Annotated in this window: 25 protein-coding genes; 18 read left to right on the top strand and 7 right to left on the bottom strand. The window is 33.9% G+C overall.

Features of this window, described 5'->3' with window-relative positions; genetic code table 11:
- Positions 1 to 35: 35 nt before the first annotated feature.
- Positions 36 to 959 carry a PfkB family carbohydrate kinase gene (locus EV145_RS02225; RefSeq protein WP_133523598.1) on the bottom strand — a complete coding sequence of 308 codons (924 nt, stop codon included), beginning with the start codon at positions 957 to 959 and terminating at the stop codon, positions 36 to 38.
- A gap of 243 nt (positions 960 to 1,202) precedes the next feature.
- Here EV145_RS02225 and EV145_RS02220 point away from each other — a divergent pair, with 243 nt between their 5' ends.
- Positions 1,203 to 1,781: a hypothetical protein gene (locus EV145_RS02220; protein ID WP_133523597.1), complete on the top strand. Its 579-nt coding sequence runs from the start codon at positions 1,203 to 1,205 to the stop codon at positions 1,779 to 1,781.
- 86 nt (positions 1,782 to 1,867) lie between these two features.
- Here the strand turns inward: EV145_RS02220 and EV145_RS02215 are convergent, their stop codons facing one another.
- The 3 genes from EV145_RS02215 to EV145_RS02205 are packed head-to-tail and all read right to left on the bottom strand — an operon-like array spanning position 1,868 to position 3,757.
- Positions 1,868 to 2,776 carry an alpha/beta hydrolase family protein gene (locus EV145_RS02215; protein ID WP_243739190.1) on the bottom strand — a complete coding sequence of 303 codons (909 nt, stop codon included), beginning with the start codon at positions 2,774 to 2,776 and terminating at the stop codon, positions 1,868 to 1,870.
- Between the two features lie 14 nt (positions 2,777 to 2,790).
- Positions 2,791 to 3,186 carry a hypothetical protein gene (locus EV145_RS02210; protein ID WP_133523596.1) on the bottom strand — a complete coding sequence of 132 codons (396 nt, stop codon included), beginning with the start codon at positions 3,184 to 3,186 and terminating at the stop codon, positions 2,791 to 2,793.
- Positions 3,170 to 3,757 (bottom strand): RNA polymerase sigma factor, encoded by a 588-nt coding sequence (locus EV145_RS02205; RefSeq protein ID WP_133523595.1) that lies wholly within the window; start codon positions 3,755 to 3,757, stop codon positions 3,170 to 3,172. Before EV145_RS02205 ends, EV145_RS02210 begins: the two co-directional genes overlap by 17 nt.
- 342 nt (positions 3,758 to 4,099) lie before the next feature.
- On the opposite strand from EV145_RS02205, the gene EV145_RS02200 reads away from it, so the two are divergent.
- The gene (locus tag EV145_RS02200) at positions 4,100 to 4,447 is read left to right on the top strand and encodes a DUF6249 domain-containing protein (RefSeq protein ID WP_133523594.1); all 348 of its coding nucleotides are present in this window, start codon (positions 4,100 to 4,102) and stop codon (positions 4,445 to 4,447) included.
- 58 nt (positions 4,448 to 4,505) lie between these two features.
- Here the strand turns inward: EV145_RS02200 and rnhA are convergent, their stop codons facing one another.
- Complete coding sequence (rnhA, locus tag EV145_RS02195; RefSeq protein ID WP_133523593.1) at positions 4,506 to 4,982, bottom strand: ribonuclease HI; 477 nt, start codon at positions 4,980 to 4,982, stop codon at positions 4,506 to 4,508.
- 154 nt (positions 4,983 to 5,136) lie between these two features.
- Positions 5,137 to 5,700, bottom strand: a complete 564-nt coding sequence (purN, locus tag EV145_RS02190) for a phosphoribosylglycinamide formyltransferase (protein WP_133523592.1) — start codon at positions 5,698 to 5,700, stop codon at positions 5,137 to 5,139.
- A gap of 175 nt (positions 5,701 to 5,875) precedes the next feature.
- On the opposite strand from purN, the gene EV145_RS02185 reads away from it, so the two are divergent.
- From EV145_RS02185 to EV145_RS02110, 16 genes are all read left to right on the top strand, one after another.
- Complete coding sequence (locus tag EV145_RS02185; RefSeq protein WP_007137004.1) at positions 5,876 to 6,112, top strand: acyl carrier protein; 237 nt, start codon at positions 5,876 to 5,878, stop codon at positions 6,110 to 6,112.
- A gap of 182 nt (positions 6,113 to 6,294) precedes the next feature.
- A complete protein-coding gene (fabF, locus tag EV145_RS02180; RefSeq protein WP_133523591.1) occupies positions 6,295 to 7,548 on the top strand; it encodes a beta-ketoacyl-ACP synthase II in 1,254 nt (417 codons plus the stop codon).
- A gap of 9 nt (positions 7,549 to 7,557) precedes the next feature.
- A complete protein-coding gene (rnc, locus tag EV145_RS02175) occupies positions 7,558 to 8,298 on the top strand; it encodes a ribonuclease III (RefSeq protein ID WP_133523590.1) in 741 nt (246 codons plus the stop codon).
- Between the two features lie 125 nt (positions 8,299 to 8,423).
- Positions 8,424 to 8,912: an IPExxxVDY family protein gene (locus EV145_RS02170; protein WP_133523589.1), complete on the top strand. Its 489-nt coding sequence runs from the start codon at positions 8,424 to 8,426 to the stop codon at positions 8,910 to 8,912.
- A 5-nt stretch (positions 8,913 to 8,917) separates the two neighbouring features.
- Positions 8,918 to 10,351: a pyruvate kinase gene (pyk, locus tag EV145_RS02165; protein ID WP_133523588.1), complete on the top strand. Its 1,434-nt coding sequence runs from the start codon at positions 8,918 to 8,920 to the stop codon at positions 10,349 to 10,351.
- Positions 10,352 to 10,806: 455 nt separating this feature from the next.
- Positions 10,807 to 12,486 carry an arylsulfatase gene (locus EV145_RS02160; RefSeq protein ID WP_133523587.1) on the top strand — a complete coding sequence of 560 codons (1,680 nt, stop codon included), beginning with the start codon at positions 10,807 to 10,809 and terminating at the stop codon, positions 12,484 to 12,486.
- Between the two features lie 60 nt (positions 12,487 to 12,546).
- On the top strand, positions 12,547 to 13,563 hold the full coding sequence (locus EV145_RS02155; protein WP_133523586.1) for an HAD family hydrolase: 1,017 nt from the start codon (positions 12,547 to 12,549) through the stop codon (positions 13,561 to 13,563).
- A gap of 34 nt (positions 13,564 to 13,597) precedes the next feature.
- Positions 13,598 to 14,413: a hypothetical protein gene (locus EV145_RS02150; protein ID WP_133523585.1), complete on the top strand. Its 816-nt coding sequence runs from the start codon at positions 13,598 to 13,600 to the stop codon at positions 14,411 to 14,413.
- Positions 14,414 to 14,448: 35 nt separating this feature from the next.
- Complete coding sequence (locus tag EV145_RS02145) at positions 14,449 to 15,795, top strand: DUF1214 domain-containing protein (RefSeq protein WP_133523584.1); 1,347 nt, start codon at positions 14,449 to 14,451, stop codon at positions 15,793 to 15,795.
- 6 nt (positions 15,796 to 15,801) lie between these two features.
- Positions 15,802 to 17,295 carry a DUF1254 domain-containing protein gene (locus tag EV145_RS02140; protein WP_208110885.1) on the top strand — a complete coding sequence of 498 codons (1,494 nt, stop codon included), beginning with the start codon at positions 15,802 to 15,804 and terminating at the stop codon, positions 17,293 to 17,295.
- Between the two features lie 16 nt (positions 17,296 to 17,311).
- On the top strand, positions 17,312 to 18,727 hold the full coding sequence (locus tag EV145_RS02135; RefSeq protein WP_133523583.1) for a DUF1254 domain-containing protein: 1,416 nt from the start codon (positions 17,312 to 17,314) through the stop codon (positions 18,725 to 18,727).
- A 13-nt stretch (positions 18,728 to 18,740) separates the two neighbouring features.
- The gene (locus EV145_RS02130) at positions 18,741 to 20,141 is read left to right on the top strand and encodes a DUF2252 domain-containing protein (RefSeq protein WP_133523582.1); all 1,401 of its coding nucleotides are present in this window, start codon (positions 18,741 to 18,743) and stop codon (positions 20,139 to 20,141) included.
- A 296-nt stretch (positions 20,142 to 20,437) separates the two neighbouring features.
- Positions 20,438 to 21,019 carry a DUF4136 domain-containing protein gene (locus EV145_RS02125; protein ID WP_133523581.1) on the top strand — a complete coding sequence of 194 codons (582 nt, stop codon included), beginning with the start codon at positions 20,438 to 20,440 and terminating at the stop codon, positions 21,017 to 21,019.
- Between the two features lie 139 nt (positions 21,020 to 21,158).
- Entirely contained in the window at positions 21,159 to 22,343 is a 1,185-nt protein-coding gene (locus EV145_RS02120; RefSeq protein WP_133523580.1) for a helix-turn-helix domain-containing protein, read from the top strand.
- Positions 22,344 to 22,420: 77 nt separating this feature from the next.
- Positions 22,421 to 23,401: a transporter gene (locus tag EV145_RS02115; RefSeq protein WP_133523579.1), complete on the top strand. Its 981-nt coding sequence runs from the start codon at positions 22,421 to 22,423 to the stop codon at positions 23,399 to 23,401.
- A 36-nt stretch (positions 23,402 to 23,437) separates the two neighbouring features.
- Positions 23,438 to 24,619 (top strand): BamA/TamA family outer membrane protein, encoded by a 1,182-nt coding sequence (locus EV145_RS02110; RefSeq protein WP_133523578.1) that lies wholly within the window; start codon positions 23,438 to 23,440, stop codon positions 24,617 to 24,619.
- A gap of 98 nt (positions 24,620 to 24,717) precedes the next feature.
- Here EV145_RS02110 and EV145_RS02105 read toward each other — a convergent pair whose 3' ends face one another.
- Positions 24,718 to 25,578 carry a CPBP family intramembrane glutamic endopeptidase gene (locus tag EV145_RS02105; protein ID WP_133523577.1) on the bottom strand — a complete coding sequence of 287 codons (861 nt, stop codon included), beginning with the start codon at positions 25,576 to 25,578 and terminating at the stop codon, positions 24,718 to 24,720.
- Positions 25,579 to 25,620: the final 42 nt, after the last annotated feature.

Below are 25,620 nucleotides of genomic sequence, written 5' to 3'. Positions count from 1 at the left end.
ATAAAAAAGCCCCGTTTTACCGAGGCTCTTAGGCATTATATTTCTATGTCAAACTGAGTTAACGACTTAAATTGCTGTAATCGAATCGCTACCTCGGCCTTGCTTAATGTTTCCATCCTTTCAGTTCCAAATTTCTCTACGCAGAACGAAGCTAAATTTGAACCATAAATAATTGCATTTTTCATATTGTTAAACGAAATGTTTTCGCTTTGTGCAATAAATCCAGAAAATCCTCCTGCAAAAGTGTCTCCAGCTCCTGTTGGATCAAAAACATCTTCTAGCGGTAAAGCTGGTGCAAAGAATACTTCTCTATTGTGGAATAAAAGCGCTCCGTGTTCTCCTTTTTTGATCACCACATATTTTGGTCCCATGTCTTGGATTTTAGCTGCTGCTTTTACTAATGAATATTCGCCAGAAAGTTGTCTTGCCTCTTCGTCATTGATTGTAATAACATCTACACGTTTAATTACCTCTAATAATTCAGGAAGAGCGCAGTCCATCCAAAAGTTCATTGTATCTAAAACAACTAATTTTGGTTTTTTCTCCATTTGGTCTAAAACACTGCTTTGTACTAATGGGTGTAAGTTTCCTAACATCACAACATCAGCATCTTTGTAATTTTGAGGAACTTTTGGCTGAAAATCAGCTAAAACGTTCAACTCTGTTACAAGAGTGTCTCTTGAATTTAAATCGTTGTGATATAAACCGCTCCAGAAAAAGGTTTTTCCGCCTTTTACAATCTCGATACCAGAGATATCAATATTTTTTGAAGTCAATAAATCTAAATGTTCTTGCGGAAAATCGTCGCCAACTACTGAAACAATAGCCGATTGCAAGTTAAAAAAGGATGCTGATAAACCAATATACGTTGCAGCACCACCTAATATTTTATCTGTTTTTCCGAAAGGAGTTTCAATCGCGTCGAAAGCAACCGTTCCAACAATCAATAATTTATTCATTTTATGAATTTCGAATTAGGGTGCAAAGATACTCTATAAGTTACAATATTGCAATGGTTTAGGTTCTCAAAATTTTCTTAAAAAAACAATATCGTTTTCGGGCTTAAAACTATTGTAAATGAGTAAATTATATTGAATTCTGTGGAATGCTTAAAATATGATTATCAGAATTAAATTGCAATATTTATTTTGAAAAAGCATCAGAGATTTTTGCTAGATTTGTTTCAATACCAAATTTCATTTATGAAGAAAACAGTAACCGTATTAATGTTGTTTTGTCTTTTGATTTCCTGCGAAAGAAAAGAACCTAATTTTTCTGAGGAAATGATAGAAACGTTAGCAGATCGAGGAGAAATAAGTGACGGATTAAGATTGCCTCCTCCTCCAGCTTCATTTTTACATTTATATGTTTTAATAAGTAATAAAGAATTTCACGCATGCAATAGCGACGAACTGTTCTATTTGTATAAAGAATATTATGCGAAAAAATTTAAATCCTTTGAAGATTTTCTAGATGCTGTTTTAAACGAAGATTTTGTTTTGGATAAAAAATTATTCAAAACATTTAGAAATTATGATAGTTTCAAATTAAATCCAAAAATAGAAAAAGAATATGCTGGATTAGGATTTGATAATTTTTTAAAAAAGTATTCAGAAGATAATGTTGGAAAAGAAAAGCTTAGACTCAACAGATCAATTATCCAAAAAAATGAATTTCCGACAATTAAATATCTTTTATATAAAAATAAATATGATGTTGGTTTTGATGATTATCATGCTACATATTATATTTGGAAAAGAGTAGATTTTTTTAAACAATAATTACAACTGATACTTCTTATCAAAAGAATTTTTTAGAAAGCTCAAAACATGTTTTAGTAACGGTTAGCGATAGCGACTTTAGTTTTTTACTTGTGATTCTTTGATTTATCAATGTTTTTTATCCAATTGATCGCATCTTTCATAGGTTCTTCAGAGTCTGAAAATGCTGTATTGTGGCCCAAGTTTGGAAACAATTTATAGTCATAATTTTTCCCTTTAGATTTTAAGATATCAAGATATTCGATTGATAGCTTAACGGGAACCTGAATGTCTTTGCCTCCAAAAATCCAGATTCCCGGAATTGATAATTTAGCAAGAATATCATTAGGATTGGTGTCAATAAACTCATATTTGTCTGGGTCATTGAATATATGTTTTCTTGTATCTTCTTCTGAGTGCGTATCCCAAAAATTTTTATCTCCATTTGTATAAAATTGGAATCTCAATTGTTCTTTAACTGTTATAAGAGCACCGCTAAATATGGTCATAAATTTAACTTTTTTATTTTTCTCTGCAGTCAATGGAATTATCCATCCAGCTTGACTTCCTCCTATTAAACCTATTGATATTTTATTATTTGATAGCGATTTAGATAAAGTATTTACAGCAGCACTGACATCTAAAGACAAAAGATTAAGATTGGAGAAATCAACATTGTTAGTTCCTACTTCAGGTCCGGCATATACACCAGCTGATTCTCCGACTCCGCGTTTATCATACGTTAAAACTGCAATTCCATTGTTGGCTAGGATTGTAGCAAAGTTTATCATTCTTTTTTCTTGCCCAGATCCATGAACAATCACAACTGCTGCCTGTACGTTGTCAGGTGTAAAAATAGTTCCTGCGAGTGAAATTCCTTCACTAACAAATTTTATTTCCTTAGTAGTAAAGTTTTGTGGAATTGCAGATGCATAACTAGTGACAAAAAACAACAACATTAAAAGAGAATATTTGTATGTTTTTTTTGCTCTTAAAACGTGTTTAAAAATTGCCATTTTATTTTTCAATTTTATAGTTGGTACTTCTTATCAAAATAATTCTTCAAAACCCCAATCTGAACTAAAATCATAAAAGGAACAACTAATAAAGCATACAATAAAGTTTTTGAAATATGAATCCCAGAAAGAATTGCCGAAATTTTATCAGTGTAGGATTTTCCTATTTCTAAATTATTCTGAGTTCCGGCGAAGAATACATTATAAGAAATTAAAAGAACCAAAGCAATTCCGATAAAAATCCACGTTGAAATGGAAATTAAAGGTTTGTAAGGTTTGATTTTTGCCTTTTCAGAAACAAGAATATGCGACATTAAATTCGAAGTAAAGTCGGCAGATGGCGATTGCAAAGTGTTTTCAGCCATCATTTTCTCAATAAGATTTTCTAAGTTTTTATCTTCCTCTTTCATAACACTCAACTATTTCGGGTTCTAACTGCTTCTTTAAAATGGTAGCTAATTTTTGTCGGCTTCTAAATAATTTCACCTTGACATTATTAGCATTTATATTCATGATTTTGCCAATTTCTTCTAAATTCTGATCTTCAAAATAAAATAAGGTCAGCAGAAAATTATCTTCCCTTGGCAACAAATTTAAACAATTCTGAATGGCCTGCTTTCGTTCTTTGTCTTCTAAAGCACTCAAAGCATTGTCCATTGTTTTGACTAAATGCGATGAGAATTCATCTATTGAAATGTTTAAATCTTCTTTTTTGTTTTTTTTCAATCGGTCTAAACAATTATTATAAGAGATTTTATAAATCCAGGTTGAGAATTTAGAATCGCCTTTAAACTTGCTCAAAGAATTATATACTTTAATAAAAGTGTCTTGTGCGGCTTCTTCGGCTTCTTCTCTGTTTTTGACCATTTTGAGCGACAATGTAAAAATCATATCCTTATAACGATCAACCAGCACGGCAAACAAATTTGTCTCGCCCTGCAGGATTCTATCGATATAATTTTGATCATTCAAAGTACTCATATTATATAGGACGATGGTTTATTATTTTAGGTTACAAGTTTTGGTGAAAATTTTCAAAAATAAATTCCATCCCGAAGCCTCGGGACCAACTTCGAGATTTTACATATATAATAAGGATTGAAATTTGTCAAAAACTTATTTTTATAATTGGTTCACGTATTTTTGCCAATTACGACTCGTATTTTGAGATTTAATATTTTTAATAAAACTCAAAATTAACTCATAATCAGCAAGTTTTGGGTTTTGGATTTAAAAATTCAATTTTTTTTACCAAAAGTTGTAACCTCAATTTAAAAGGTGTCGTCATATGGAGTATCAATCAATTAATAAAATATAAAAATTATGGGACCACAAATTTTAGTACCACTTAGCCTTTTTGCAATGATCTTTGGGATTGTTTATCTTTTTTACTCAACAAGAAACAGGGAGCGTTTGGCTCTTATAGAAAAAGGTGCAGATGCCAGCATATTTTTAAAAGGAAAAACAAATGGAGTTCCGGCATGGAAAATCTTTATTCTGAATTCAGCTTTTCTTTTAATCGGAATCGGACTTGGATTTTTTATTGCTTTATTGCTTTCAACTTACACAGATATGAACTCTGATGTTATTTATCCGGCAACCATTATTACAATGTCAGGGGTTGGATTGCTAGTAGGATTTCATAGAGCCAAAGATTTAGACAAAGAATAAATTGTAAGTAAGAATTTAGGTTAGTACAAAAAACGCATCAAATAGTTGATGCGTTTTTTTATTCTTTAGAACCAATAGTTTCGTAATATTCATCAATGGAAAGCTTCGGTTGCATTGATGCCATAACGGCCAACTGATCACAGCGTTCATTTTGCGGATGATTATTGTGGCCTTTAATCCATTTAAAATCGACTTGGTGTTTGCGGTATACAATTAGAAAGCGTTTCCATAAATCAGGATTTTTTCTGCCGGCGAATTTTTTTTTCTCCCAGCCCAAAACCCATTTTTTTTCAACAGAATCGACAACGTATTTCGAATCTGAAATAACCAGAACTTTCATATTTGGATTTTTTAGTTTTTCCAAACCTACAATTACAGCCAGAAGTTCCATTCTATTATTGGTAGTAAGACGAAAGCCTTCGTAGAATTCTTTTTTATGAGGTGTTCCAACTAATTCCATTACTACGCCGTAACCGCCGTTTCCGGGATTTCCTTTTGCAGCGCCATCTGTATATATGTGTACTTCGTGATTCATTTATTTTAGACTTCTTAGGTTATTGGATTTTTAGACTTCTTAGATTTTTTTTTTTGACATCTTGGATTTTTAGATTCCAGACTTCTTGGACTTTTAAAAATGTTTTAGATAAAATCTAAAATCTAAGAAGTCTTATGTCTAAGAAGTCTAAAATCTAATCGTTTAATATTCTATGAATTATTTCTGGAAAATGTTTTTGTTCCAATTCATGAATCTTTTCGGCCACGGTTTCAGGTGTATCTTGATCTGTTAATGCGACATTTGCCTGAAAAATAATACCGCCTTCATCATAGTTTTCATTTACATAATGAATAGAAATTCCGGTTTCTTTTTCCTTATTATTAACTATAGCCCTGTGTATGTGCATACCGTACATTCCTTTGCCTCCATAATTAGGTAAAAGTGCCGGATGAATATTGATAATTTTATTAGGATATTTCTCGATTATATTTTCAGGAAATTTTAGCAAAAATCCGGCAAGGACTATCAGATCCGGGTCGATTTCTTGTATTTTTTGTAGTACATTTCGTTCTAAAAGTTCGTTTTTGGAGAAGATTTCAACCGGAATTTGATGATTTTTTGCTCTTTCGATGACTTTTGCCGAAGCATTATTCGTAAAAACAGAAACAACCTTTGCAATTTCGGTATTCGAAAAATATTTTATAATATTCTCTGCGTTAGTTCCTGATCCTGAGGCAAAAACGATAATTTTTTTCATAATGCGCTGTATTTTGAGAATGCAAAAAACGGAATAAAAAACGAAAATAAATAGCTTTAAAACGGCTTTCTTGAAATTAATTTTATAAATTAGTGTTACATTTATAAACTAAATCGTGGTTTTAAAATAAAGTTTTTTATTTTTGCCAACAAATTAAATTCTAAAATTAAAGATTATGTCAGACATTGCATCAAGAGTAAAAGCGATTATCGTAGACAAATTAGGTGTTGACGAAAACGAAGTTGTAACAGAAGCAAGCTTCACTAATGATTTGGGAGCTGACTCATTAGACACTGTTGAGCTTATTATGGAATTCGAAAAAGAATTTGATATTCAAATTCCAGACGATCAAGCAGAAAACATTGCTACTGTAGGTCAAGCTATTTCTTATATCGAAGAAGCTAAAAAATAATAATACCACACCCGACTTTATATGTTATATATAAGTCGGGTGTTATTATTTTTTTAAAATTTAAATTTCGATTGATTTTCAATCAAAAAGATATATTTATATTGTAATGCCCATGGCTCTTAAGTAACATTATTGTTAAGAAAGCGTGGGTTTTATTTGTTTAAAGTACAAAATACATATTTATGGCATTAAGGCGAGTTGTTGTAACAGGATTAGGTGCACTTACTCCTATAGGGAATAATATCCAGGAATATTGGAATGCACTTGTGAATGGAGTAAGCGGAGCCGCTCCTATCACATACTATGATACAGAGAAGCATAAAACGAAATTTGCCTGCGAAGTGAAAAACTTCAATATTGAAGATTACATGGATCGCAAGGAATCTCGCAGACTAGATAAATTTGCTCAATATGCTATTGCTGCCAGTGATGAAGCTATTAAAGATGCTGGAATTACAAATGATAATATCGATAAAACAAGAGTTGGTGTTATCTGGGGAGCAGGAATTGGTGGTTTGGAAACTTTCCAGGAAGAAGTAATTTATTATGCGAAAGGTGACGGAACTCCAAAATTCAATCCGTTTTTTATACCTAAAATGATTGCCGATATCGCTCCTGCACACATTTCGATGCGTAATGGCTATATGGGACCAAATTATACTACTGTTTCTGCATGTGCATCTTCTGCAAATGCATTAATTGATGCTTTCAACTACATTCGTTTAGGAATGTGTGATGTTATTGTATCTGGTGGTTCAGAAGCTGCTATTACCATTGCTGGTATGGGAGGTTTTAACTCTATGCATGCTTTATCTACAAGAAATGAAAGTCCAGAAACGGCTTCAAGACCTTTTGATGCAACCAGAGATGGTTTTGTTTTAGGTGAAGGAGCAGGAGCTTTGGTTCTTGAAGATTATGAGCACGCAAAAGCAAGAGGAGCAAAAATTTACTGTGAAATTGGTGGAGGCGGAATGTCATCTGATGCTTACCATTTAACAGCACCACATCCGGAAGGAATTGGAGTTATTGCAGTAATGAAAAATACACTAAGAGATGCTGGAATGAATCCTGAAGATGTTGATCATATCAATACTCACGGAACTTCTACACCGCTTGGAGACGTAGCTGAATTAAAAGCTATTAGCGCTGTTTTTGGTGATCATGCAAAAAACATCAATATCAATTCAACAAAATCAATGACAGGACACTTGCTTGGTGCAGCTGGAGCTATTGAAGCAATTGCTTCTATTTTAGCAATGCAGCACGGAATTGTTCCTCCAACGATTAATCATACTGTTGTCGATGAAAAAATTGATCCATCATTGAATCTTACCTTAAACAAGCCTCAAAAAAGAGAGGTTAATGTTGCAATGAGCAACACTTTTGGTTTTGGTGGACACAATGCTTGTGTATTGTTTAAAAAATTAGTTGACTAATTTTCGTATATGAATATTATCAAAAAAATATTTTCTAAATCCCGTTCTCTAGAAGACGGGATTTTTTTTGACACTATTCAGAAAATTCTTGGTTTTCCGCCGGTCAATATTGGTTTTTATAAAAAAGCCTTTACACATAGATCATCAAATAAGCTAGATGAAAATGGACAGCCCATTAATTATGAGCGGTTGGAATTTTTAGGTGATGCGATGTTAAGTGCTGTAATTGCTGCACATTTATTCAATAAAGCACCAAACGGAGACGAAGGATATTTGACTAAAATGCGATCAAAAATTGTAAGCCGTGAACATTTGAATGAACTCGGAAAAGATTTAAACTTGGTTCGCTTTGTTGAGAGTAAAGTGCCAATTCAGCATTTTGGCGAAAACATACACGGTAATATTTTCGAATCTTTAGTTGGAGCAATTTATTTAGACAAAGGATATTCTTTCTGCGAACGTTTTATTCAAAAGAGAGTAATCACGCCTTATGTTGATATTGCCAGACTTGAAGGAAAAGTAATTAGTTATAAAAGTTTGGTTATCGAATGGTGTCAGAAGGAAAAAAGAGTTTTTCATTATGACATTTTTGAGGATAACGGTATTGATGGTCAACGCTTATTTGGCGTCAAATTAAGTATAGACAGTAAAGTAATCGCAAGAGCGCGAGCAACTTCAAAAAAGAAGGCAGAAGAGAAAGCATCACAAAGGGCTTATTTTGCATTTCAGGAGAAAATAGACAAGAAATAGCTACAAAAATGCTGTAACTATCTTAAAGCTATAACGTTTTCGTTTATAAATTAACAAAAACAACCACGTCATAACTATTGATGCTCCGTTAGAAATAGTATATTTACAACTTGATTTTTCATGACATGGCTATTCATAGATTGGATTTAGACGAATTTGACGAAATTGATTATTATTTAATGGCAATTCATACTTCATTAGAAGATTATAGACTGGCCTATTTTATCAATAAAATCCTTCCGATAAACTTAAGTAAGAGCAAAAACGAGATCCATGCTCAGACTAAAGAAGGAGAGGCAAATTTTTCTAGATTTTATTATTATGATTCCGAAAAAGCAGTTTCATGGAATTTAATTCAGAATAAAAATGAAATCATTTCAGTGAGTACAAATGATTTCCAGAATTTGTTTTCTAATGAAACTAGTGAGGTTTCAACAACAATTCATTTACTTCCTGAATTCAAAAAAGTAGATTTTTTCCTGAAAATAGAGAATAGCGAGGAAACTCTAAATTTTTCAGAAATTCAACAACAATTAAATACCATAGAGAGTGTTGCAGCAATTTATGCTGTCGATACAGATAAAATAAAATCAAAAAACAATCTAATTTTTTAAAAAAAATGTTAACAAACAAGAAAACCAAAATTGTTGCTACACTTGGTCCCGCATGTAGTACAAGAGAGATTATCAAGGATATGATCGAGGCAGGGGTTAATGTGTTTAGAATCAATTTTTCGCATGCAGATTACGAAGGAGTAAAAGAAAAAATCGATATCATTAGAGGTCTAAACGAAGAGTTTGGTTACACTACAGCAATCCTAGGAGATTTGCAAGGACCAAAACTTAGAGTTGGTGTAATGGAAGAAGGTACTGTAGTACACGATGGTGATGAAATCACTTTTACAACTGCAGAAGATATTGTCGGAACAGCTCAAAAAGCATTCATGAAATATCAAAATTTCCCAAATGATGTAAATGTTGGAGAGCGTATTTTGCTTGATGATGGTAAACTTATTTTTGAAATTGTTTCAACAGATAAAAAAACTGAAGTTGTTGCTAAAGTTATTCAAGGTGGAGAATTAAAATCTAAAAAAGGAGTTAATCTTCCAAACACTAAAATATCTTTACCGGCTTTAACTGAAAAAGATATTGCTGATGCGATTTTTGCAATTGAGCAAAAAGTAGACTGGATTGCACTTTCATTCGTGAAAACTCCTCGTGATTTACAGGATTTGCAAGAATTAATTGCGAAGCATTCAGAAGTTAAAATTCCAATTATCGCTAAAATTGAAATGCCAGAAGCTCTAGAGAACATGGACAAAATTGTAGCATATTGTGATGGATTAATGGTGGCTCGTGGAGACCTTGGAGTTGAACTTCCTGCTCACGAAGTGCCATTGGTACAAAAAGATTTGATCCGTAGAGCTAAAACGGCTAGAATTCCTGTTATCGTTGCAACCCAAATGATGGAAACAATGATTACAAGTTTGACTCCAACAAGAGCAGAAGTAAACGACGTTGCTAACTCAGTAATGGACGGTGCAGATGCTGTAATGCTTTCTGGAGAAACAGCTACAGGAAACTACCCAGTTCAAGTAATTCAAAGAATGACACAAATTTGTGAGGCTGTTGAGGATTCTGAACTTATTCAAGTACCACAAAACACACCACAAATCAAAACAAAACGTTTTGTTACTAAAACAGTTTGTCACCAAGCAGCTTTATTAGCTAATGAAATTAGCGCAAAAGCGATTTGTACTTTAACAAACAGTGGTTACACTGCTTTTCAGATTTCAGCTTGGAGACCATCATCAGCACATATTTTAGTGTTTACTTCAAACAAAAGAATCTTGACGCAATTAAATTTATTGTGGGGAGTTAAATCTTTCTATTATGATAATGAAGAAAGTACAGATGATACTGTAACAGATGTAAATAAAATTGCAGTGGAAAAAGGATACGCGACAAAAGGGGATTATTTAATTAACCTTGCAGCAATGCCTATTAAAGATAAAGGAATGGTAAATACCATGAGAGTTTCTGAAATAGAATAGTTTTCTTTTTACAGATATACTAAAAGCCATTCGAAAGAATGGCTTTTTTTTGTGCCATTTTTTGAATATTTGTTTCAAGCTGCAGATAGAAACAAAAATTTTCTTCAATAGCAACAATAATATGCGATGATTAAATCGGCTATTTTGTTTAACAAATTTTGTTCAATTCTGTAACAAACTATTGAAAATTTCTTTTTTTAACGTTTCATTTTATAAAATGAAACCATCTCGGGGTTGAAAAAGACGGTTCTCGGATTTTTTATTAGTTAATTTTGAGTTACTTAAATAAAAGTTAAGAAAAAACTTGTTTTCATTTCCAACAATCTTTATTGATAGTAAAAATTAAAAAATAAGAAGTTTTACTGATGATTTTTATTTAAATAAGACACCCAAATATTTTTTGCTTATGTAGGCAAGTCATTTGATAACACTAATTATTAACAAATTTTATTACCATGAAACAATTTAAGTTTTACTGCAGATTTAATAATGCGATGATAATATTTGCATTAATATGCTCTAGCTTTTCGCTTTCGGCCCAAAACAAAAAACCTAATATTTTGATACTTTGGGGTGATGATATTGGAACTACTAATATTAGTGCTTATAGTGATGGCGTTATGGGGTATACAACACCTAATATTGACCGTTTGGCCAACGAAGGATTACGTTTTTTACATTATTATGGAGAACAAAGCTGTACTGCAGGGCGTGCTGCTTTTTTAACAGGACAGCATGGTCTTAGAACCGGACTTACAAAAGTAGGTTTCCCAGGAGCACCTATGGGAATGAGTCAATTGGATCCTTCTATTGGCGGAATCATGAAAAATTTGGGTTATGTAACAGGACAATTTGGTAAAAATCACGTTGGTGACCGTAACGAAAGTTTACCAACAGTAAATGGTTTTGACGAATTTTTCGGAAATCTGTATCACTTAAATGCTGAAGAAGAACCAGAATTGCCTGATTACCCTAAAGATCCGGAATATTTGAAAAAATTTGGACCAAGAGGAGTTTTAAGATGTACAGCAACAAATTCTGATGATGCAACTACAGATCCTCGATTTGGTAGAGTTGGAAAACAAAGAATAGAAGATACAGGACCTCTTACTAAAAAGAGAATGGAAACTGTAGATGACGAAACATCGGCCGCGGCAATCGATTTTATTAAAAGACAAAGCGCATCTGGAAAACCATTTTTCTGTTGGTTTAATGCTACACGTATGCACCTTCGTACACACGTTAGAGCTGAACATAGAGGAAGATATACTCATGGAGATAGTGAATATATCGACGGTATGATTGAACATGACGAAACTATAGGAAGTATTTTAAAAGCTTTAGATGAGTTAGGAATCGCTGATAATACTATTGTTGTTTATTCTACAGATAATGGTCCTCACATGAATACATGGCCTGATGCTGCAATGACACCTTACCGATCTGAGAAAAACACTAACTGGGAAGGTGCTTTCCGTGTACCTTGTATAGTTCGTTGGCCAGGAGTAATTAAACCAGGACAAGTGACAACTGAAATAATGTCTCATAATGACTGGATACCAACTCTAGCATCAATTGCTGGAGAACCTGATTTAACAAACAAACTTTTAAAAGGGTATAATGCCAATGGAAAAACTTATAAAGTCCATTTAGATGGTTATGATCAAAGTAATTTTTTACGTGGTAAAACGCAAAAAAGCGCCAGAGAAAAATTCTTTTACACAGATGATGATGGCTTGTTAGTTGGTTTGAGAGAAGGCGATTACAAATATGTTTTTGCAGAACAACGTTTGGGGGGAACTATGGGAGTTTGGGCAGAACCATTTACGAAACTGCGTCTGCAAAAAATATTTAATTTGTACCAGGACCCTTTTGAAAGAGCCGATATCACTTCTAATAGTTTTTGGGAATGGCAGTTGAATCACGTGCAGCTGATGTATGGCGCCATACAAGATGTAGTTGTATTTGCAGAAACATTTAAAGATTACCCTCCAAGATCAATTCCTCCAAGCTTCTCTGCTTATACCATTATGGAAGAAGCAATGAAAGATATTAAAGCACAGAAATATATCGAGAAGAATGTTCTTCCTAAATTAAAAGAGGACGAAGCAGCAGATGCAAAAAAGAAAAAATAATTAACTCTAAAGAAACAGGATTTAATAAGTCCTGTTTCTTTTCATTTAAATATTATAATTATGTATAAGAAAATATATCTAGTTCCTCTGTTTTTATTATTACTGGTTTCTTGTAAAAAAGCGGATGCTGTTACTACTGTAGATTCTAAAGATAGTACAGCAACAGTTGCAACAAGCAGTGATCCATTGCCAAGCTGGAATGATGGTGCTTTGAAAAAAGAAATCATTGATTACGTTGCTAAAGTAACTAAAGAAGGAAGTCCAGATTTTATTCCGATAGAAAATAGAATTGCCACTTTTGATAATGACGGAACACTGTGGGCTGAAAAACCATTAGTTCAGGAATTATTTGCTTTTTACAGAGTTAAAAAAATGATTGAAGCAAATCCTGCTTTGGCTCAAAAACAGCCTTTCAAAGCAGTGGTTGAAAAAGATAAAACATTCTTTGAAAAAGGAGGAGATAAAGCTTTAATCGAATTGGTTGTTGCAACCCATACCGGTATGACCGAAGATGAATTTGAAGCAGCTGCAAAAGAGTTTTTTGCTGGTGCCCAATATCCTGGTAAAAATGTTCCTCTAAAACAAATCAGATACCAGCCTCAATTAGAGCTTTTAAATTATTTGCGTGCAAATGGTTTCAAAACTTTCATTGTGTCGGGTGGTACAATTGAATTGATGAGAGCAATATCTGCTGATTTCTACGGAATCCCAAAAGAGCAAGTTGTTGGAACTTCTTTTAAATATTCCTTTGACGATGCAACCAACAGCATTAAAAGAGAACCTGCTTTAGATCTTTTTGATGACAAAGCAGGAAAACCAGTTGGCATACAATTACACATTGGGCAAAGACCCGTTTTTGCTTGCGGAAATGAAGGTGGAGCTGGTGATCTTGCCATGCTACGATATTCTTCAGGAAGCAAATATCCATCTTTTCAAATGATCGTAAATCACAACGATTCCATAAGAGAATATAGTTATCAGGAAAAAGATAATTTGTCTTTAAATACTGCTGCCAAATACAAATATCATGTAATAAGTATGAAAGACGATTGGAAAAAAATATTTCCGGACAAATAATCAGAATTTGTTCAAAATCAAAAAAGAAAAAATTATGAAAGTATATTCCACTTCAATTAAATTTTTATTTGCCACACTTTTTTTTCTTTTAAATTTTAATGCTTTTGCACAAGAAGAAAAGGCTGGAGCAAGTGCTCAGGAATTGGCAGATAAAATGGCAAATCCGGTGGCAAACTTAATTAGTGTTCCGCTTCAAAATAATCTTACTTATGGGATCGGTCCTTATAATGGAATAAAATATCAGATTAACATACAGCCTGTTATTCCTTTCAAATTAAGTGAAAACTTAAATTTAATTACCCGTTACATTCTTCCGGTAGTAGATCAGCAGGATGTTACCGGCGAAAACACTCATGAATTTGGTTTAAGCGATGCTACCGTAACCGCTTTTTTTGCTCCTAAAACTAAAGGTCTTATTTTAGGAGTTGGTCCCGCTTTTTTGGTTCCAACTGCTACAGAAAAATTTTTAGGAACAGAAAAATTTGGTATTGGTCCAAGTGTTTTAGTCATGCATCAGGGAAAAGGACTATCAATTGGTTTTATAGCCAATCAAATTTGGTCTGTAGCTGGTAGTTCAGATCGGGCAGATTTCAACCAATTTTACACTCAAATATTTCTTTCACACAGTTATAAAAGCGGTGCAAGTTTAGGTTTTACTTCAGAAATTACACAAAACTGGCAAGGAAATACAACGCTTATTACGGTTAGTCCAAATGTTGGAGCCATTACAAAATTAGGAGGACAAACCATGCAATTTGCAGTTATGCCTTTAATACCAATTGTAGGACATTCAGCTATCAGACCAGATTGGGGATTAAGAGCAGTTGTGGCTTTTATTTTTCCTCAGTAAAATTCAAATAAATTTCCCAACTTAAAATCAGCAATATGAAAAAATTAGTTCTTATTGTCGTTGCAATATTTCTATTAATTGGTTGTAAAAAAGAAACAGCAACTTCAACAACTTCTGCACCAGTAGAAAATAATAATACAGTTCCAACAGATAAAGATATTGTTGATGCTTATACCTATCTGTATGGCAGATATCTGGTAATTCAACAAGAAAATTATGATATCAATGTCGAAAAAGTCGGCTATAATAAAATTAAATACAATCCACTGGGTTCTGCTCAATTTGTGAATCCAAATTTGGATGTTGCTTATCTTGAGGCATGGATTGCAGTTGATAAAGACCATGCTGTTATTCTAAATGTTCCAAAGATTGAAGGACGTTACTATACTGCAGAATTACTAGACGGTTGGGGAGAAGTAATTGTGAATATCAACAATCGTAATTTTCCTAAAACACCTTCGGGAAAATTTGCTTTAGTTCTAAAAGGAACAAATCCAGCGATTCCTGCAGATGCTGTAAAAATCGAATTACCTTCTGAAAAAGCAAAAATGTTGGCAAGAGTAGAGTTAAAAGGAACTTCGGCTAAAGCCAAAAAACTTCAGGAGCAATTTACTTTTACAGTTCCTGATGGTATTAAAATTGCATCTCCGGTTACTATTCCCGATTTTACTCCAAAAGCACCAATTGGGGGAGAAATTTTTGATAAGGTTGAAGAAGTTCTAAGTTCTTCTCCAGATGCAATGCCTAAGGCCAAAGAATATCAGGCAAAAGCAATCGCGGTAGGTGAATACGCAAAAAAGGATGATAAAGCAAAAACGCATGTTGATGAAGTGGTAAAAACAAAAGCAATTCCAGGATTTTTAGCCGGAGCAAAAGGTTTTGGTACACAAAAAGGAGGATGGTCTGTTTCGTATGCTGCAGGTAATTTTGGTGATGATATTATGGCAAGAGATATCATTAATTATGGAGGATTATGGGCAAACCGAATTGAAGAAGCAATTTATTTTGTGGGACTTACAGATTCTAAGAAAGAATTATTAAGCGGAGACAAAATCTATGAAATTAAATTTCCAAAAGAAGATATTCCTGATTTAATGGTCAATGCTTTTTGGTCTGTAACCTTATATAGTGTCCCAGATTACAGAGTAGTTGACAATAAATTAAAACGCTATAATCTTAATAATGTTTCCGGATTAAAGAAAAATCCTGATGGCTCTTTGAGTATCTGGCTCGCGTCATCATTGCCTAAAGGAGCAATTGAAAGTAACTGGCTACCAACACCAGCCGGAAAAGGTTTTTCTCTTAATTTCCGCACCTATGTTCCTAAAAAAATTGTTCAGGATGGCCAATGGTTTCCTGCTCCAATTGAACCAAAAAACTAATTTATTATGAAAAATAAAGGTCTTTTAATTCTGGCATCGGCTTCTTTAATTTTAAGTAGTGCATGTAAAAAGGAAACAACTATAAGAGAAACTTCTGGTAGTGATGTAGCTGTAGAAGATTCTTCTTCTGTTAAAGCTTTACCAGCTGGTCCTGCACCCAATACAATAATGACCGAAGAATATGTGAAGCATATTGGATCTTTGGCTTTTTTATGGGGATGGCCAATGGTTAATATTCATAATAGAAAAGTAATGTTTGAAAAACTTCCCGAACCAAGTTATAAAGGAGGAATTGTACCCTTGAGTCCGCCAAATCAATTGTGTATGCTGACAGACTACATTAAACCGGGTGAAAGAGAAGTGGCTTGTCCGAATCAGGATGTAGTTTACGGATTTGGTATAACAGATTTTACTAAAGATGCAATAGTGGTTCAGGTGCCGGATTTTGGAGACCGTTTTTGGGTGTATCAGGTATGTAATCAACGAACTGATGGATATGCAGGTTTAGGAAAAATGTACGGAACAAAACCGGGATTTTATTTGTTAACCGGACCAAAATGGAATGGAAAAGTGCCGGATGGAATTACAGGGGTATTTAAATGCGATACTGATTTAGGAATTGTAATTCCAAGAGTTTTCCAAACTGATGATCCTGCAGATAAAAAATCTATTCAGCCACTTATTCAACAAATAATAATGTATCCGTTGAGTCAGTTTGATGGAAAAATGAAAACGAAAGACTGGGCAAAAATCCCCGTTTTACCGTCACCCGAAAAAGAAGGAAATGAAGAAACAAAATGGGTAAAACCTGAAGTTTATTTTGATGAGTTGCCTGCTATTCTAAAAGAAGTTCCACCACTTCCGGGTGAAGAAGCTATTTATGGACAAATACAATCCGTTTTGGCAGCTGCTCAGAAAGATCCGAAAATAAAAGCGATCTTAAAACAGGCCGCTATTGATGCTGACCAAAAATTGATCACACCTTTATTTCAATTTTCGAATGTCGGATATCCATTAAAAGACAATTGGACAACACAAGGAAACGGAGCGCAATTTGGATTGGATTATTTAACAAGAACAGCTTGCGCCAAAGCAAATATTTTTGTGAATAAACCTAATGAAACCAAGTATTTCTATCAGGATAAAGATGCTTCAGGACAAAGACTGCACGGTAATAGTAAATACGCTGTAACTTTTGCTAAAGGCGAAGTTCCTCCCGTAAAAGGATTTTGGTCGCTTACCTTATACAATCAATATCATTTCTTTTCTCCAAATTCAGCTAACCGATTTTCTTTAGGAACCAAGAATAAAAATCTAAAGTATAATGCTGACGGTTCATTGACATTGTATGTTCAAAATACACCTCCATCAGCCGATAAAATGAGTAACTGGCTTCCTTCTCCAAAAGAAACATTTTCGCTATATGTAAGATGTTATTGGCCAGAGGATCGTGTAATTAAAGGAAACTGGACACCACCAGCCGTATTGCAAGTTAAATAATTTAAAAACAAGCAAAATGAAAAAAAATCTATTGAGTTTAATGATTGTTTTTTTGTGTTTCGCCTGCGGAAAACAAAAACAAAATGACGATACGACAGCTCCCGCAACAGCAGAAAATGATACTGAAATTATTCAGATAGCAAAAGATGCTTACATATATGGTTATCCACTTGTACTGATGGATGCCTCTAAAAAAGTCATGACAAATGCTTTTACGGCAAACTCAAAAAATCCAGCCGTAAATCAGGTAGGGAGTCTGAATGAATTTCCGGATGATAAATTTCGTGATGTAGTAAAACCCAATGCTGACACTTATTATTCAATGGCATGGTTGGACCTTGGTAAAGAACCATTAGTACTTAAAGCGCCAAATACAAATGGAAGATATTATTTACTGCCAATATTGGATGCCTGGACAAACATTTTTGCTTCTCCTGGTAAACGTACAACAGGAACTGCAGAGAAAACATTTTTGATCACAGGTCCAAATTGGAAAGGAACTGTGCCAGCCGGAATGGAACAACTAAAATCGCCTACTGATATGGCCTGGATGATTGGCCGTACGCAAGTAAACAGTAAAGAAGATGGCGCTACAGCAGTAAAAAAAATCCAGCAAAACATTACGCTGACGCCACTAAGTGCTTATGGTAAAGCGTATACAGGACCTAAAGCGATAAATGATCCAAGTGTTTCAAAAACACCTCCAGTCCAATTTGTGAAAGAAATGAGTGTTGACGCTTTTTTCAGTAAGTTAAATGAATTAATGGTAGCAAATCCAGCAGCACCTGATGATGCAGAGATAGTTGCTAAAATGAAAAAACTTGGATTAGAACCAGGAAAACCTTTTGATATTTCGAAGTTTTCTGCCACAGTTCAGGATTCGTTAAAAGCCATACCAGCCTGGGGAAATAAGTTTATAGCAGAAATGGCGCTAAAAAGTAAGAAGCCTGTAAATGGCTGGGTAATAAATCATGGTTTAGGAGAATACAAAACCAATTACGAAGTCCGCGCAATGGTTGCCATGGTTGGATTAGGAGCCAATTTAGATGCAGATGCCATTTATCCAATGTCTTTAATTGATGCAGATGGAGAAAAATTTGACGGAAGCAAACACAATTATATACTGCATTTTGATGCTGGAAAATTACCGCCTGTCAATGCCTTCTGGAGTTTAACGATGTATGGTACAGATGATTTCATGGTAGCAAATCCGATTAATCGTTTTGCAATTGGAGATAGAAATAATCTGAAAAAAAATGCTGACGGATCGGTTGATATTTATATTCAGAAAAACAATCCCGGAAAAGACAAAGAGAAGAATTGGCTTCCGGCGCCAAATGCCCAATTTCAATTAACAATGAGATTGTATTGGCCAAAAGAGGAAGTTATTAAAGGAAATTGGACACCACCGGCAGTTGTAAAAGTTAAATAGTGTTATAAATTTTATGGCTGAAAAATTCACAGATAACGACGACAATCAATTTAATCCGGCAGCTTCAAAAGCAGCACGTTATGATAAAGGTGTGGCTATACGAAAGTTGGTGTCCCGATCAAGTCATGCCGAATGGAATCCGTCTGAAAATCGTGAAGATCCGGTTGAAATTTTGATCAAAACTAGTATCGGGAGAATGGAGAATTTAGTGCCATTACGATACAGCCGAATGATGGAAAGTCCGTTTACATTTTTTAGAGGAACTGCTGCAATTATGGCCGCTGATTTAGAAAACACGCCAAATACAGGAATTGATCTTCAGCTTTGTGGCGATTGTCATCTGATGAATTTTGGAGGATTTGCAACTCCCGAGCGAAAAATCGTTTTTGATATTAATGATTTTGATGAAACATTTCCGGGACCGTGGGAATGGGATATTAAAAGGTTAGCGGCAAGTTTTGTAATTGCCGGAAGATGGAAGAAATTCTCCAGTAAAATATGCAAAGAATTTGCCTGGCATGTTGCCGACAGTTATAAAAGAAATATGTCGGATTATAGTCAATTGTCGGCACTTCAAATTTGGTATGCTGATATTGATCTTGCAGAACTGATTGAACGTGGGGACGACGAAGAACTCAAAGAATTTCAACAAAAAAGATTAAAAAAAGCATCAGAATATACAGCTCATGAAAAAGAGTTTGCGAAAATGACATATATGGAAGGCAGTCGCGCCCGAATAAAAGATGAACCGCCTTTGATTTTTCATCCAACAGGAAAAGACTGGCAAAGACTTGAAAAAGAAGCAACAACCATTCATAAACGATATATGGAAACATTATCGGATGAAAAAAAGGTACTATTAAGCCGATATGCTTTGCACGATTTTGCTGTAAAAGTGGTTGGCGTTGGAAGTGTGGGAACACTTTGCGGTATCAGTTTATTGATGTCGGCAACCGGCGAACCTATTTTCCTGCAGTTCAAAGAAGCCAGACAAAGCGTGTTAGAACCTCATGTAAAAACAAAAGGCAAATACAGCCATCAGGGCGAACGAATTGTCAGAGGGCAAAAGTTGATGCAGTCTGCTTCGGATATGTTTTTAGGATGGACAAACGACAGTCAGGATAAATTTTTCTACATCCGCCAACTTCGTGATGCCAAAGTAAAACCGGTTCTCGAAATTATGAAACCAAAAAATATGGCCTCTTATGCAAAAGCCTGTGGTTGGGCACTGGCAAGATCGCATGCACGCACCGGAGATCCTTCCATATTATCAGGATATCTTGGCAAAGGAGATGAATTTGCCAATGCTATTGCAAAATTTGCGATTTCGTACGCCAATCAAAATGATGCTGATTACGAGAAAATGCTGGAAGCAATTAAAGAAGGAAGATTACCAATATCCGATGAAGTATAATTTGCAAAATTGTTAAAGTCTTTTCTGAAGAATCAGATGAAAAAAAATCGAAAGACATAAGGCAAAATTTACATTTAGAGATTAATTAAAATCAAACATGATAAGTAAGATTTTTTGCAATAAACTATGTTAATTAAAGAAAAAAATATACCTTTAGGATATATTAAAGTGTTGTTAAATAGTTGTTTGTGTTAATTTAACACAGAGTTTACATTACTTTAATGCCCCAAAGATTTATTTTGATTTTAATACAATTGAGTTAAACTAATTTGATTATTAATTTAAATACCAAAACAATGAATATTAAAAGAACAAATCTTCGTATAATTCCGTTAGTTTTATTGGGATTACTTTACAGCTGTTCGCCTACTGTAAAAGTCACCACAGATTATGATCACTCAGCTAATTTCAGTCAATACAAAACTTTTACAGTGTATGATTTAAAAGCTCAGGAAGGTCAAGTAAACCAACTTAATGCAGATCGTGTTGCAAGAGCAATTCGTGCCGAAATGACTGCCAAAGGATTTGTAGAATCATCTGATAATCCTGATTTAAAAGTCAATGCGGTTTCAATCCTAAAAAACAAAACTCAAGTTACAGCCGATACTAATTTCTATGGCTATGGCGGTATGTATCGTCCATACGGATATTGGGGCGGCGGCGCTATGATGGGTGGCGGTACAACAACATTTAATTCTTATGATTATGTTGATGGCTCGCTTGTAATTGATATCGTTTCTACAAAAACACAAAAATTGCTTTGGCAAGGAATAGGGAATGCTCAAATTGACAGCAAACCAGATAATCCGGAAGAATTTATTGCAGGCGCAATTAAAAAAATCTTAGAAGGCTTTCCCCCAGGTCTAGCTAAAAAATAACTTATAAATTTATTCTAAAAAGGTATTTATACTTATCTGACAAAACAGATAAGTATAGCCTTTATGAGTTATGGTACATTCTTTTCTTTAAAAATTTATTTTTAAAGAAAAAGCTATTATTAATATAAATAACTAATATATGCTGGATATAGTACTTTCTCTTTTCTTTTTTATGGCTACAATGGTTGGCTTTGCAACGTCATTTATGGTGTTGTTTTCTAAAAAAAATTACTCGAAGAGTTTCTTTTTAGGGCTGTTTTTATTTAGCCTTGCAGTTGTCAGTGTATATAATTTTTACTTGTCTGCAAATGTTCTTAATTTTTTCCCTGATCTGTTTATGATCACAAAACCTTTCATATTTTTAGTGGCGCCATGTGCTTTTCTATATGTTCGAAATCTTCTGTTTACAGACAGTACATTTCAAAAATATGACTGGCTTCATTTTCTTCCTTTCCTAATTTATTTTGGTTTGACATTTTGTGTCTGGATCGGAAATATTGCTCATTTCCCATTTGCACAAAGCATTTCGCCTAAAATACAAAATCCATTCTCAGTTCTGAGTTTGACCGTTTGGTTGCTTTATGCTTTTTGCCAGACCATGATGGTTTTAAATTATGATTTGGAAAAATTAAAGAAAAATCATTTTAACAGAATAAAAATTTTAAACTGGGTGCGAGTTTATAATCTGATAATATTGTTTTTGTTTTCGGCTCTTTTTGTTCATTATTTTTTAGGTAGCAATTTTTATACAGTTGATTTGTCTTGTTACGTATTAATTTCATTTGTGCTTATTTTTACAGTTGGATCGCTTTATTTTAAGCCCCAAATATTCTATGATATAAACACAAATGAGGTTAACGATAATTTTCAGATTGTTGAAGAAAAACTGCTAGTAATTAAAAAAGAGGAATCAAAAAATGCATTGCCGTTTATCAAAGAATTGACAAATGAAAAAAAACATCAGTATTTGCTTCAATTAGAGGAAATTTTTACTTCAAAAGAACTTTTTCTAAAAAAGGATTTAGTTATAAGAGATATTGCTGATGAAACGGGAATATCTGTACATCATCTTTCTAATTTAATTAATTCTGAATTTAATCTTCATTTTCAAGACTATGTAAACTTGAAAAGAATAGAATATTTTAAAGAAAAAATTAACGACCCAGAATGGAAAGATCTTTCTTTAGAGGGAATGGCTTGGGGTTCTGGTTTTAAGTCAAGAACGACTTGTTTTAGAGCTTTTCTTAAACATACCGGAAAATCGCCTTCAGAGTATTTTAAAGTGATCAGATTAAATCCGGAAAAACAAATTCGTATCATATAAGAGGAATCAAAAATCTGATAATAAAGTAGTTTGTATGTTGTGTTTGTAAAGACTCATTAATTTTAAATTTAAAGACAATGAAAATAAAATTAAATCAATATAGATTCATCAAACAGTCAGCTATTTTATTTTTAATGATAACAACATGTTTTTCGGGTTATGCACAGCTTAAAGGTGGTCACATTTTAGGTGGTATGGGATTGCAGTCTGGGACTCAGACACCAGAAAATACGCTTAGTGTTTATGTGCCAAATTACATTTACAGCGCTTCAACGTTGCGGGACGCAAATGGAGACAAAGCAATTACAAATCCTGATTTAACAATGTACTTGGTGGGTGCTGGAGCCTCATACGTAAGTGATTTTAAAATTTTAGGAGCCAATTATGGTGCTACAATCCTGCTTGCTTTTGCGGCCAATACTATTCAGGGAAATAACGCAAATGTTGATAATTCATTAGCATTTACAGATATGTACATTGTACCGGTTCAATTAGGCTGGCATCAGAAAAGGGCTGATTTTGTCTTTAGCTATCAATTGTATCTTCCAACAGGAAAATTTACAGCTGGAGCGCCAGACAATAGTGGTTTGGGAATGTTTATGAATGAATTTTCAGGCGGAACAACTTTATACTTTAATGACAAAAAAACGCTCCATTTTTCAGCTTTAGCTTCTTATGAATTAAATGGAAAAAAGAAAGATACCGATATTAAAACCGGAGATATTTTAAGTATTGAAGGCGGTCTAGGCAAAACATTTTATCAAATGAATGCTGAAAAAACAGCACCTGCCGGTATTTTCAATGCTGGTTTGATTTATTATCTGCAATACAAAGTAAGTCATGATGAAATTCCTGTTCCTGTCATGGGAGTTGTTGAAGGACAAAAGGATCGCGTTGGCGGTATTGGAGCCGAAGTCAACTATTTTCATATTGGTTGTAAAACTTCGGCAGGATTTAGATGGATAGCTGAGGTTGATGCCATAAATAGATTTCAGGGAAATACATTTTTTATAACACTGGCACATGTATTCAGTTTCAAAAAAGAACAGCCTAAATAATTAATTTACTATTTACAGGTAAAAACATATTTTGCAATGAAAAAAACGCGCCTTTTTGATCGAAAAAATAGTTGGAAAACCAGATTAATTATTGTTCTGTTTCTCTTGTCATACACCGGAATGATGGCACAAAAAACAACGACAAACATGCGCTTTAAAGATTCTCTTGATGGCGCTGTCGATTTAAGTAATTTTCTTATTTACGCAAATGGTTTTCTTGTAGTTCCAGCAATTATATCTGAGCCGGCTTTGGGAGGTTTTGGAGGAGCTTTAGCGCCTATTTTTCTTAAAAAACGAGCTCCTGTCATTGATGAAGATGGAAAAAAACGTTTTATAAATCCGGATATAACAGGAGGATTCGGAATGTACACTGCAAATGATAGCTGGATGGTTGGAGCTTTTCGCTCGGCAACTTTGGTAAAACCAAAAATATTATACCGTATTGGAGCAGCTTATGGAGATGTAAATTTGTCCTTTTATGCCAATAATTTGCCTATTGGAAACGATCAGGAATTTAAATTGAACTTTAAATCGTCGGTTTTTTATACGCAATGGTTAAAACAATTTAAAAATGCAAAATGGAGCGCCGGACCGCAATATTTATTTTTAAATTCTAAAATTAACTTGCCCGATTTTAATCTTCCGCCTCCGTTTGTTAAGCCTGGCGACATTAAAAGTACCGTAAGTCAGTTAGGAGGAGCACTTCAATTTGATGGGCGAGACAATATATTTACACCAGATAAAGGAATACGAATTCAGTCAGATTTCTTTTGGTCAGATAATGCAATAGGCAGTGATTATGATGCTTGGCGTGTCAATTTATCTGCAATAGGTTATTATCCTATCACTGACAAATTAATAGGCGGACTGAGGATTGAAGGGGAGCAGGCGTTTGGGAGTCCGCCTTTTTATTTAAGACCAGGAATTAATTTGAGAGGAATTCCTACGGCACGTTATCAAGGCAAAACCAGTATCGTAAATGAACTTGAGTTTCGATGGGATTTGTATCGAAGATGGAGTTTAATGGGATTTGGCGGTCTTGCAAGTGCTTTTGATGATTGGGATCAGGCTTTTGCCAAACCAGTTGTTTACAGTTACGGAACAGGTTTTAGATATTTAATAGCCCGAAAGTTTAAACTGAGAATGGGAGTAGATGTAGCAAAAGGAAATGAAGATTGGGCTTATTATATTGTTTTTGGAAGTAATTGGATGAGGTAGTTTTTTTTAGTGAAAAGTGATTAGTAAAGAGTAAATAGTGAATCTCCCGAGAGTAATTATCGGGAGTTTTTTATATATAATTAGCGGTAAAAAGCTTTTTATTTTTTCCAGTATGGTTTAATGATTTTATTTTGTTTTCGGCTTAAAGCCAATAGTACGATAGCTCCAACTGTACAGAATAAAATAGCCTGAATAGAACCTTCGGGACCAAATTCTCCTCCTGTAATGAATTCTGGGCCTTGTATTTTTGCATTCAGTAAACTATTTGTTTTTTCGTTTCCAGATGTTATTGCTCCGAAAATTCCTGATTGTGTAAAATTCCAAGCAAAATGCAAAGCGATTGGAAACCATAAATTACGGCTGTAAATAAAAGCAGCTCCAAGCATAAAACCTGCCATAGTTATACATATTGATGAAATCAAAGTACTATTTGGATTTGCTAAATGAAAAACGCCAAACAGCACTGAAGAGATAGTAAGCGAAATATAGGTTCCCAATTTTTCTTCCACAATTCTAAAGATAATGCCGCGCACCAATATTTCTTCAATAATAGCAACCGTAAACATAATGGTAAACGGAATCAGAATAAATGAAATTGGATTGATATTCAAAACACGGTAACTTCCATTAAGATAGATTACTAAAATAGTGAGAGATTGTAAAGTAAAACCAATCAGAGTGCCAATAATAAGATTTTTTGCAAGTCCTTTTGCCGAAAACTCTGTGATGGCTCTTTTGTCGTATTTTTTAAAGAAAAGAATGTAACTGAAAATGCATAAGGGAGAAACAAAAAGTCCTTTTAAAAGGTTTCGGTAATCTTTTTCAAATGGAGTTAAGGCTAGTAATTTTACAGCAATTTGTTGACTTATAATAACAACTGCCATAAAAGTAAGTAAAGCAAGAATGATTTTTGTTATTGGAGAATTAAACGTTTTTTGTTTTAAAGTAAGCGTTTCCATTTGGTTGTATTTAATGATTTATGATAAGACAAAAGTATATGC

Source organism: Flavobacterium sp. 245 (genome assembly GCF_004362055.1).
Taxonomy (GTDB): domain Bacteria; phylum Bacteroidota; class Bacteroidia; order Flavobacteriales; family Flavobacteriaceae; genus Flavobacterium.
The sequence above is the reverse complement of the archived record's forward strand: the minus strand, read 5'-3'. Positions and strand labels throughout refer to the sequence as shown.